The sequence below is a fragment of the Streptomyces sp. B1866 genome (assembly GCF_031932565.1).
Classification (GTDB): Bacteria; Actinomycetota; Actinomycetes; order Streptomycetales; family Streptomycetaceae; genus Streptomyces.
The window spans coordinates 1-1852 of the sequence record NZ_JAVSCF010000488.1 but is presented as its reverse complement, the minus strand read 5'-3'; the positions used below and the strand labels follow the sequence as shown (position 1 = coordinate 1852).

Genomic DNA, 1852 nt, shown 5'->3' with positions numbered 1-1852 from the left:
GGGCCCGCGCGCCGCCGCGCGGGCGCTGCGGCGCACGCCGTCCGGGTGGACCGGGTGGACGGCGGCCTGCTGCGCGGTGCCGCCGCTGGCCGTGGTGAGCGTGGTGGCCGGGTGCCGGGCCGCCGGCACCGACGGCGTCACGCCCGTACCGCAGCTCCTCGCCTTCCTGCCCTGGCTGCTGGTGCCCGCGCTGCTCGGCCTGCTGCTGTGCGCGGCGGCCCGCTGGCCGGCCGGCTGCGTGTGGGCGCTGGCCGCCGCCGCGCTCACCGGGTGGTTCGTCCAGCCGTACGACGGCGGCGGGGCCGGACCGGGGCCGCGCGGGCCGGTGCTGGCCCGGGTGCGGGTGCTGACCGCGAACCTCCAGTTCGGCCAGGCCACGGACGGCCTGCCGGTCGCGCTGCGGCGGGAGCGGCCCGATCTGGTGTCCGTCCAGGAGTGCGAGCGGCGGTGCGCGGCGGCGCTCGACGCCCCGGCCGTACGCCGCGCGTACCCGTACCGGACCGTCGCCCCCGGCGCCACCCCGGGCGCGGGCTCGGCGATCCTGAGCCGGTACCCGCTCCGGGCCGACGCCGGGGTGCGCGGGCACCTGCGGATGCCGGGCGCGGTGGCGCTGATCGCCGGACAGCGGGTACGGGTCCAGGTCGCCCACCCGATGCCGCCCAAGCCCGGCACGCTCGGCCTGTGGCGCGCCGAGCTGGGCCGCCTGCGCCGGTACGCCGCCGCGCGGGCCGGGGAACCCACCCTCATCGCGGGCGACTTCAACGCCACCCAGGACCACGCCGCCTTCCGCGCCGTGCTGGACACCGGCCTGCGCGACAGCGCGCGTGCGGTGGGTCTCGCGCGCACGCCGTCCTGGCCGAGCCTGACCGCCCCGGCGCTGGGCGCCCAGATCGACCACGTGCTCGTCGGCGGCGCCCTGCGGCCACGGCACGCCCGCTTTCTCGGGCTGCGGCACACCGACCACCGGGCGCTGCTGGTGGACCTCGACCTGCACGGGCGGTAGGGCGGCGGGAATGCGGCGGAATGCCGGGGAGGCCGGTGGAATACGCGGCCAGGCACCGGGAGAGCGGCACAGCGGGAGAACCGGCGGAACGGCCGGGAGGGAAAGGAGGCACGGTATTTTGGCAGCCATACGCGCCGGTGCGGCCGTCGCGGTACTGCTCGGGACGAGCCCGCTCCTGACGGGGTGCGGCGGCGACGGCGGCTCCGCGCGGCACACGGTGGTCTACCAGGCGACCGGTTCCGGGCCGGTCGACATCACCTATTCCCTGGACACGCCCGACAACCAGAAGAAGACGGTCACCGGTGCGGCGTCCGGGTGGTCGAAGACCGTCGAGGTGGGGTCGGAGAACTACCTTTTCCTGACCGTTTCGGCAGGTGGTACGGACATCGTGGACGCCACCGTGGGCTGCCGGGTGACGGTGGACGGCAAGGAGGTCGACCGGAAGTCGACCAGGCGTGGCGATACGCCCGTCGTCCAATGCGTCGCCAATATCGACTGACGGCGTCAGTTGTCGGCGGAGCCGGGCGAATCGACCGCTAGCCTTTCGGCACCACGGCGACCCGCAGACGACGAGACAACCACGCACGACCACGGAAACCACTCGACATGTGAGGTAATCCCATGGGCCTACGGGACCTGCTGCGCAAGGCTTTCGGACGCTCCCGGGCCGCGCGGGACGAAGCGGCCGGAGCGGCCACGGCCACGGCGGAGCCGGGCGAGGCGCCGGGCGCCGGGACACCGGCGGCCGCGGCGACCGTACCGGCCCCGGCGGCGGCTCCGGACCGGGCCGCCGCGCCGACCCCGTCGTGGGCCAAGGCCCCGGGCGCGGCACCGGCCGCCGTACCGGCC

2 protein-coding genes and 1 pseudogene are annotated in these 1852 nt (G+C 76.5%); all 3 read left to right on the top strand.

The window, feature by feature from the left end:
- Nucleotides 1–76 precede the first annotated feature (76 nt).
- Nucleotides 77–1003: an endonuclease/exonuclease/phosphatase family protein gene (locus RKE29_RS29700; RefSeq protein ID WP_312008811.1), complete on the top strand. Its 927-nt coding sequence runs from the start codon at nucleotides 77–79 to the stop codon at nucleotides 1001–1003.
- A 118-nt stretch (nucleotides 1004–1121) separates the two neighbouring features.
- The gene (locus RKE29_RS29695; RefSeq protein ID WP_312008810.1) at nucleotides 1122–1502 is read left to right on the top strand and encodes a hypothetical protein; all 381 of its coding nucleotides are present in this window, start codon (nucleotides 1122–1124) and stop codon (nucleotides 1500–1502) included.
- Nucleotides 1503–1624: 122 nt separating this feature from the next.
- Nucleotides 1625–1852, top strand: a pseudogene (locus tag RKE29_RS29690) (toxic cation resistance protein); the annotation flags it as partial.